8 protein-coding genes are annotated in these 7,744 nt (G+C 41.9%); 3 read left to right on the plus strand and 5 right to left on the minus strand.

From position 1 onward, the window contains the following. Positions 1-156: 156 nt before the first annotated feature. Both R7P67_RS18720 and R7P67_RS18725 read right to left on the minus strand, forming a co-directional pair. On the minus strand, positions 157-1,530 hold the full coding sequence (locus R7P67_RS18720) for a sensor histidine kinase (protein ID WP_136976329.1): 1,374 nt from the start codon (positions 1,528-1,530) through the stop codon (positions 157-159). Next, positions 1,530-2,195, minus strand: a complete 666-nt coding sequence (locus R7P67_RS18725) for a response regulator transcription factor (RefSeq protein WP_005386018.1) — start codon at positions 2,193-2,195, stop codon at positions 1,530-1,532. The genes R7P67_RS18720 and R7P67_RS18725 overlap by 1 nt, the downstream gene beginning before the upstream one ends. A gap of 229 nt (positions 2,196-2,424) precedes the next feature. Between R7P67_RS18725 and R7P67_RS18730 the strand changes: the two genes are divergently transcribed. Continuing rightward, positions 2,425-3,135 (plus strand): glycerophosphodiester phosphodiesterase family protein, encoded by a 711-nt coding sequence (locus R7P67_RS18730; RefSeq protein ID WP_005374268.1) that lies wholly within the window; start codon positions 2,425-2,427, stop codon positions 3,133-3,135. Between the two features lie 35 nt (positions 3,136-3,170). On the opposite strand, the gene R7P67_RS18735 is transcribed toward R7P67_RS18730, so the two are convergent. Beyond that, positions 3,171-3,653, minus strand: a complete 483-nt coding sequence (locus R7P67_RS18735) for a murein L,D-transpeptidase family protein (protein ID WP_017819702.1) — start codon at positions 3,651-3,653, stop codon at positions 3,171-3,173. A 241-nt stretch (positions 3,654-3,894) separates the two neighbouring features. On the opposite strand from R7P67_RS18735, the gene R7P67_RS18740 reads away from it, so the two are divergent. Together R7P67_RS18740 and R7P67_RS18745 are read left to right on the plus strand one after the other, a co-directional pair. Next, on the plus strand, positions 3,895-4,890 hold the full coding sequence (locus R7P67_RS18740; protein WP_054579202.1) for a 2-hydroxyacid dehydrogenase: 996 nt from the start codon (positions 3,895-3,897) through the stop codon (positions 4,888-4,890). 85 nt (positions 4,891-4,975) lie between these two features. Further along, positions 4,976-5,332: a YibL family ribosome-associated protein gene (locus R7P67_RS18745; RefSeq protein ID WP_005374274.1), complete on the plus strand. Its 357-nt coding sequence runs from the start codon at positions 4,976-4,978 to the stop codon at positions 5,330-5,332. A gap of 163 nt (positions 5,333-5,495) precedes the next feature. Here R7P67_RS18745 and R7P67_RS18750 read toward each other — a convergent pair whose 3' ends face one another. Continuing rightward, positions 5,496-6,527, minus strand: a complete 1,032-nt coding sequence (locus tag R7P67_RS18750; protein ID WP_005374275.1) for a hypothetical protein — start codon at positions 6,525-6,527, stop codon at positions 5,496-5,498. A gap of 103 nt (positions 6,528-6,630) precedes the next feature. Beyond that, positions 6,631-7,392, minus strand: coding sequence for a cytosolic protein (locus tag R7P67_RS18755; protein ID WP_213876765.1), 762 nt, complete (start codon positions 7,390-7,392; stop codon positions 6,631-6,633). Between the last annotated feature and the right edge of the window lie 352 nt (positions 7,393-7,744).

The following is a 7,744-nucleotide window of genomic DNA, read 5'->3' on the forward strand; positions in this document are numbered from 1 at the left end:
TTCCCTCTTAATTATTTCGCGGGTGAATATAAGTGATAAGTATTACCATTTGCATTAAATTTACATTCTTTGCATTTGCAAACTTTTGTAAAGTACTCTCTGATGATGCGCTATGATAATGTGATATTAATCACAAAAATTACGACTTAATCATACTTATTGCTTGAACACTAAAGTAACCCTCAGACCACCTTGCTCACGGTTTTTCGCCGTAACTGCTCCACCCATAATACGCATGGATTCTTTGACAATCGCAAGACCTAAACCGTAGCCACCAAGCTTTTTATCTCTAGAAGCATCTAAGCGTGTAAACGGATCAAAAATATCGACCAGCTTGTTATCTGGAATACCAGGCCCATCATCAGATACTGACATTATGGTGAACTGCTGCCCTTCTTTGACATAATTTTCCAGAGAAACTTCTATCTGAGATGCTTGTCCTGAATATTTAATGGCATTACCAATAAGATTGTTCAAACAACGAATGACCAGCGTTTCTTCACAAATGGCTTTAGCACATACAGCTTCTGAGCGGAAAGACAACGTCTGTTCTGACTTCAAATCTATTTTGCAACGTTCTACTTGCGGGGAGAGCAAAACTTCTAAATCACAGCGTTTCGTGGCTTTGTCGAAGCGCGCATTTTCCAAGCGACTGAACTCCAATATATCGCTGATCAAATGGTTTAGCTCTTTTGCTTCATCTTCTAGCCTTGTCACTAGGCTTTGCTCACTTTCTCCAACACGCTTTCGCAAAAGATGCAGAACCAAGTTCTGCCTCGCTAACGGCGTTCTCAATTCGTGAGAGACATCTCTTATAAGCAGTCGCTGCTTTTCAGCGAGAGAATGAATCTGTTGCGTCATGTGATCGAAATCTTGCGCTAACTCGTTAAACTCACGCGTGCTCGACTTCAGCTCTTTCACGACACTGACATTAAAATCGCCATTAGATAGCTTTTTGCTTGCTTCTCTCAATCGATCCAATGGTTGCTGTAAGTTACGTGCCATTAGCAGCGAAAAGAGCGCCAAAATAACCACTGCAATCACGACTTTGAGAATAGAGAAATACAGAATGAAGTCATTTGCAGGGTGCAGTCGATGTGGCAATTGAATCACTAAAGTATTGCCATGAACTAAAGGAATATTGATGATGGGGCGATTCACTTTCCCCTCAAGTTGATCATCAATGCTTCTCTTAAATTGAAGTTTGAACTCGAAGTGCGGATGCATCAGACGGTGCGTAACTGGTTGCTGATGTTCATTCAACACAAATAAATAAAAGTTTTGCGCATTTGCCCAGTCAGCAAGTTCGTCCATGTCTCCGTGCTCAATCAATACATTGGCTTGATGTGCAAGGTCTAGCATTTCTTCTCGCACACTATCGGGCACTTTCAACATGGCTTTCACCAGAGCTTGTTCCGCTAAGGATTGCACGACCAAAATACTAATTACAATTGCGGTCATGCAACTAAATAACTTGAACGCTAAGCTATCTTTACGTTTTGCAATAAAAGGTGGACACCGGAGCTTCATTAACGGTTTACAGCCTCTAAATAACTGTAACCTTTGCCACGGAAGGTTTTGATATGTTGCTTGGAAAGCCCCGCTTCAACTAACTTGCGACGTATGTTACTGATGTGCATATCAAGGTTGCGATCAAAAGGACTCAGCTCTTTCTTTAACACTTCGGTTTGAAGCTCTGCTTTTGAAATCACGACTCCTTGGTTTTTTACCAAGTAGCTCAATAGTTCAGCTTCCGTACTTGTGAGGGGTAAGCTATTAAGCTGGTCACTGATCGTTTGAACGGTACTACACATCGTCTGACGTTGACGTTCCAAGCCGACACGACGAAGAATCGCTTTGATGCGCATTAGAAGCTCAGCGACATTAAAAGGCTTTCCGATATACTGATCGGCCCCCGCTTGGTAACCATCAAGCATCGAGTTTTCATCGTTGAGAGCGGTAAGCATTAGGATAGGTGTCGCGAAGCGCTGACAGATCCTACGAGCAACTTGCATGCCGTTAAGGTTTGGTAACATGACATCAAGCAATACAAGATCTACAGGCGTTTTTTCCATATATTGCAGCGCACTTTCACCGCAATGTACAGAAGAGACGATGTAGCCCTCCTCTTGCAAAACCGCTTCTAACAGCTCACACAAAGGAACGTCATCATCGACTATCAAAACTCGTGACATTACCACTCACCATTCAAATAAAAATGGTTCGCATTTTATTACTCATTTACCAATTAAACAACTAACACTCTAATGCTTTAAGTCCACAGGACTCAGTCCAAGAAGCAGCAACGTGCCATTAGAGTTTAATGTTCACTTTTACTAAAGGTTCCTAACAATATGCACCTAGATATATCTTCATAGAAAAAACGAGTACAATCTGGCAACCGCAAAGCAAAAGATAAAGCGAATGGAAACGTTATTAATTGGTCACCGTGGCGTGGCAGGTTCATACCCTGAGAATACAAAAATAAGCATTCAGGCAGCCATTGACCTGGGGTTGAAGTGGGTGGAAGTGGATATACAGCCTACCAAAGATAATGTTTTAGTGGTTTGCCATGATCATACCGTCAATCGATGCAGCAATGGACAAGGGCGTGTTGATGAGCTCACCCTGGAAGAGTTAAAAGCATTAGATTTCGGTAGTTGGTTTAGCACAGACTTTTCAGGCGAGAAGATCGTGACACTAGATGAACTGCTCACTTTAGCTACTGAGAATAAGCTTAACTTGAATATCGAAGTTAAAGTAGACAACCATCCAGCGGAAGAAGTGGCGCAGACTCTCGCCAATGCGTTAACAAAAAGTCCAATGCCGCAAGAGAATGTACTCCTATCGAGCTTTAGTCATGACGTCATTAGAGCGATGCACAAATACTGCAGTGGCTACCGATTGGGTGTGTTAAGTGAATTCTTTACGAGAAAAGATAAACGCCTTTTGGAAGAAGTTAGTGCCTATAGCTGCAACCTAAACATTAACTGGGTTCGCACTCGCCAGATAAACAAACTCCAACAAGCCGGTTACAAAGTGATGTGCTATACGGTGAACAATCCAAATAAACTGAAATACCTGCCTCAGTTAGACGGTATTTTTAGTGATCATCCACAGCGCTTTATGCCATAGCCTATAAGAGCCAGAACATTAAAGGGGACCTTTTATTACCACTCAATCTGAATTGGTGTCCCCATCTCGACAAGCTGGATAAATTCGTCCATCTCCTCGTTGGTAATCGCAATACACCCATTAGTCCAATCAAAACTTTGGATGTAAATCGGCAACTGACTCTCACCGTTTTTTAAGCCATGAATTTTGATGTTCCCTCCAGGGGACACACCTCGGCGCTTCGCTTCCAACGTATCAATCGCATCAGGGTAACTGATATGCACAGAACGATAAAAAGCAGAGTCCTCTATAACATAATCTAGAGTGTATTCGCCCTCTGGTGTGCGATTGTCTCCCTCTTCTTGTTTATGTCCTTGAGGGTTCGCTCCTAAAGCAATTCGGTATTCTTTTAGCACTGCTCCTTGCTCCATCAAATACATTCGACGCTTAGACTTGTCGACTTTAACGAGGTCAACAGCTGCGTGAGTGCCAGAAGCAAACACACAACACAAGAACATAGAGCACCATTTTACTGACATTGTTGTAACGCCTAAGCTAATAAAGTGAACAAGAAAAGAGCGATAATGCTAGTCAGTTAATGCTCGTAAAGCAAACAGTATCTAATGCGGAACCATAAGATAGACTCGCTGAAAGGCGTACTTCTTATCGTTGTTTGATACAACAAAAGTCAAAGAGAAGATTTCTCTATTCATTGCGGCTAAGTTGCATTACTTTATAAGCATATTTATTTATAAAGTCCGCACTTTTTGAGAGGGAACCATGATTAACATTGCTTTTTTTAGTGCAAAATCCTACGACGAAGCCTCTTTTAATAAAATTAAAAATAACCGCGATTTTGAATTTCACTATCACGACTTCCGACTAACCGAAAAAACAGCCAAGATGGCGCACGGCAGTGATGTCGTATGTGCGTTTGTTAATGATGATCTTTCAGCTCCTGTCCTTAAACAGCTTTCTCTGGGCGGGACCAAGCTTATTGCTATGCGCTGCGCGGGATATGATAAAGTTGATCAACAAGCAGCCAAAGAACTAGGCTTACAAGTGGTTCGAGTTCCTGCTTACTCACCAGAAGCAGTGGCAGAGCACACGGTTGGTTTAATGATGTGCCTAAACCGCCGCCTTCACAAGGCCTACCAACGGACACGTGACGCCAACTTCTCGCTAGAAGGTCTTGTTGGCTTTAACTTTTTCGGAAAAACCGTTGGTGTTATTGGTACGGGTAAGATTGGTATCGCGACGATGCGTATCTTCAAAGGGCTTGGCATGGAACTGCTTTGCTACGACCCCTACGAAAACCCATTAGCGCTAGAAATGGGAGCCCGTTACTGTTCGCTTGAAGAAATCTACGCTAATGCGGATATTATCTCTCTCCATTGTCCAATGAGTGAAGAAAACTATCACTTATTGAACGAAAAAGCCTTCGCGCAAATGAAAGATGGTGTAATGATCATTAACACCAGTCGAGGCGAGTTGCTAGATTCACTAGCGGCGATAGAAGCGTTGAAACAAGGTAAGATTGGTGCGCTTGGCCTAGACGTGTATGACAATGAAAAAGACTTATTCTTCCAAGATAAATCTAACGATGTCATTGTAGATGATGTTTTCCGCCGTTTATCGGCTTGTCATAACGTGCTGTTTACTGGCCACCAAGCATTCTTGACTCACGAAGCACTGAATAATATTGCCTCTGTGACGCTTGATAACGTCGAAGCCTTTTTCTCTGGTAACGTATCGGGCAATGAACTGATTAACTAAAGCCAGACAATCGAGAAGTATAGTAGAGCGTGTGATCTCAGCTATGCTATACTCCTCGACTATTTAAAATTTGAGCCAAATTACCATGAGCATAAAAACTGATATTCAAAAGCTGCACAACCGTTTAGATACATGCCAACGTAAACTTGATGCGGCACGTTCTCGTGGTGATCACGAAATGATTACAAAGTTCACGGATGAAGTAGAACAGCTTACCAAAAAGCTTAACCAGTTAAAGCACAAGCAAAACTATGAGCTGAACAAAGAACGTAAAAGCTTACTTGATATGCCTTTCTCTCGTGAAATCACCAAAGCAGAACAAGCGGACATCGGCAAACTGAAAAAACGCGTACGCGGCTTAGTAATCGTTCACCCATTAACAAAAGTTGGTAAAGAACTTCGCCTTGATGTGATGACAGGCTTTGCGCCAAAAGAGTTTTAAAACTCGCATTAACATTTATGGAGCCCAAGCATTTGCTTGGGCTTTTTATTTTGTACTGCTTCATTAGATTTCATCGAAATATCAATCCATAAGCTATTAAAAAGGCCAGCGACAAAAGCCACTGACCTATTTCGACCAATATCGTCCGCATTACATCTCAACGTTACGACAGTTGCTGCAACTTGTGCTCCACAACGGGATCATTCGGAACCAACTGCTGAGCGACTTCCAAAAGCTGTACTGCATCTTGCGGGTTATCATACTCATGCTTAAGTGCAATATCAACAAGTGGCTGAATATCGATTTGTGCTTGATGCTCCTTCACATGTTCTTTCTTTTCTTCAATTAACACATTATGAGCGGTACTCAGTAAGTTTAAACGATGCTGTGAGCTCGCATTCGCCTTGTTAAGGCACTGATAGTAATCTTCTTTTAAGCGCAACGTTTTGGTCTGATGACGAAACTGCGCTATATCTATCTTCTGATAACGTATAAAGTCTACGGCCACTTGCTTATAAAAACCGAATTTATTCAAATACGTCGCGTGGGTACCATGTCCCATCCCGAAGACTCTTAAGTGAGTGAGCTCTGGGTAGCGTTTGGCGTGAAGGCGGTCGATTTCATTAGTTGGATCATAAATGATGTAGCCTTTTGCATCGCCAAGGTCAAGGTCGTGATACTTTCCTTCCCAATCAAATTGTTGGGCTAGTTCAGTACTTGGCCTATCATCCCATGGCACCAAAACTTTGTTTTTTGTGCTGACCGGGTGAAACATCAATACTTGATCCAACTTTAATAGATTAGAAAAGGCACCAATAGCAAAACCACCGCGGCTAAGTCCATAGCCTAAACGACATTCAAAGGGCTCAAGTAAAGTCGACAGTTGCTCTAGAAAGAAAATTAAATTACGGCTACGAAACCAGTTACTTTTCCCAAGGTGCTGAAATGAAATAATATTTACTTTTTGTTTCTGGGCTAAGCGATAGCCCCAAGGCGCAAAGTCTGAGTGTAAGTCCTGTACTTGTAGATTCGTACCAGCAGGGGAAAAGGTGAACAACAGTGGTTTATTTCGGTCGACAAACTCATACTTAACAAACACATCATCAAGTAAGTCCTCCCCGGACATCGGTAGCCTGGTTTGCTGTTCTTCACGAGAAAGAGCCAGCCATTCATCCAACCAGTACAGTAACTTCATTAATCCTCCATCTAAATTGCGCCTAGCAATTGTGTTAAAAATCTAGTTTTTAGTGTGTGATCATCTCCCCCTGGTTACAGGGGACTCTGATATCAGTCCTCTTTTAAAACAAAGCGTGAATTTGCTTATTAAATTGGTCAATATCTATGGTTTGATGACGAACAAACTCCTTCGCCACCAGATTAAAAAATTCTAATTTATCTAATTGTGTGGATTGAGTGCCGTGCCCCATACCGACGACTTTTAAATGAGTTAGCTCTGGGTAACGTTCAGCATGAAAACAATCAATGCGATTGGATGGGTCATAAATAATATAACCTTTGGCATTGCCCAAATCTCGATCATGGTAGCCGCTTTCCCAAGCAAACTGCTGAGCAAGCTCAGTACTCGGCCGATCATCCCAAGGCACCAACGCTTTATTTTTTGTGCTAACAGGATAAAACAACAAAAGATGTTCTAATTTCAGTAAGTTAGCGAACGCGCCAATTGCAAAGCCACCTCGACTTTGCCCATAACCCAAACGACATTTGAAGGGATGAAGTAACTCAGATAGCTGCTCCAGAAAGAAAATCAAATTCCGACTACGGAACCAATTACTTTGTCCTAAATGTTGAAAGGCAATAATGTTTACTTTTTGTTGTATTCCGAGCTCGTAGCCCCAAGGAGAAAAATCCGGAGTTAAGTCTTGTACCTGCACATCAGTACCGGAAGGAGAAAATGTGAACAACAATGGCTTGTTAAGATCGACGAGTTCATACTTCACAAATACATCATCAAGTAAATCGTAGCCAGAGATAGGTAAAGCCATCTCTTGTTCTTGTTGAGTAAGAGCTTGCCATTCATCTAACCAGTAAAGTAGCTTCATTTTTTCTCCAAGTACATTTGCAGTATTTAGACTGGGACTCTATCAAAATGCGTTTAAGCATCCCACGTTGAGACTTAACAAAGCTCTATTGGAAGCCCAAATGAGACGTATGGAAATGTCTTCGATTGAAGGTATTACTGCGTAAACTAAACCCAATGTAGGTACGCAAAAACTTGGAGAAAGAGCTAGAGAAAAACCAATTAGAAGTTTCGATAACAGCGGTTAAAAAACAGCAGATACAAAAAAACCGCTGTAAGAACAGCGGTTTTTTTTAAAAAAGTGGCGGAGAGATAGGGATTTGAACCCTAGATACGCTATTAACGTATGCCGGTTTTCAAGACCGGTGCTTTCA

The sequence above is a fragment of the Vibrio sp. Vb0937 genome (genome assembly GCF_033338855.1).

Excerpts from the sequence above, each read along its gene's own strand:
- R7P67_RS18720 (WP_136976329.1), bottom strand. The coding sequence starts at position 1,530 with ATGAAGCTCCGGTGTCCACCTTTTATTGCAAAACGTAAAGATAGCTTA.
- R7P67_RS18725 (WP_005386018.1), bottom strand. The coding sequence starts at position 2,195 with ATGTCACGAGTTTTGATAGTCGATGATGACGTTCCTTTGTGTGAGCTG.
- R7P67_RS18730 (WP_005374268.1), top strand. The coding sequence starts at position 2,425 with ATGGAAACGTTATTAATTGGTCACCGTGGCGTGGCAGGTTCATACCCT.
- R7P67_RS18735 (WP_017819702.1), bottom strand. The coding sequence starts at position 3,653 with ATGTCAGTAAAATGGTGCTCTATGTTCTTGTGTTGTGTGTTTGCTTCT.
- R7P67_RS18740 (WP_054579202.1), top strand. The coding sequence starts at position 3,895 with ATGATTAACATTGCTTTTTTTAGTGCAAAATCCTACGACGAAGCCTCT.
- R7P67_RS18745 (WP_005374274.1), top strand. The coding sequence starts at position 4,976 with ATGAGCATAAAAACTGATATTCAAAAGCTGCACAACCGTTTAGATACA.
- R7P67_RS18750 (WP_005374275.1), bottom strand. The coding sequence starts at position 6,527 with ATGAAGTTACTGTACTGGTTGGATGAATGGCTGGCTCTTTCTCGTGAA.
- R7P67_RS18755 (WP_213876765.1), bottom strand. The coding sequence starts at position 7,392 with ATGAAGCTACTTTACTGGTTAGATGAATGGCAAGCTCTTACTCAACAA.